Below are 286 nucleotides of genomic sequence, written 5' to 3'. Positions count from 1 at the left end.
GAGCTAATACGCCGTATGGAGTAAGACGTAAAATTAATGTTACCATACGCATTACGATTGCATATACAGCATCAAGCATTTTCTTAAATAGTTCTGCATGTTCTGGATATTTTCGTTTTACCCCTATAAAGGCGATACCGATAAAGGCTGCAAATATTACAACAGAAATTGTTGATGTTGGACGAGCTCCTGTTACATCAAGAAACGGATTTGTAGGTAACAGCTCTAATAATTTATCTGGAATTGTTGTTTTTTCACTAGAAGTTAATCTTTCTTCAACTAGTTT

At 34.6% G+C, this 286-nt stretch carries 1 protein-coding gene; it reads right to left on the bottom strand.

The window, feature by feature from the left end:
• Window positions 1-286 (bottom strand): cation:dicarboxylate symporter family transporter (locus ACSG5Z_RS31795; protein ID WP_435712942.1); only part of this gene is annotated, 286 nt, incomplete at both ends.

Source organism: Bacillus pretiosus (assembly GCF_051294775.1).
In the GTDB taxonomy this organism is placed as follows: domain Bacteria; phylum Bacillota; class Bacilli; order Bacillales; family Bacillaceae_G; genus Bacillus_A; species Bacillus_A wiedmannii.
The sequence above is the reverse complement of the archived record's forward strand: the minus strand, read 5'-3'. Positions and strand labels throughout refer to the sequence as shown.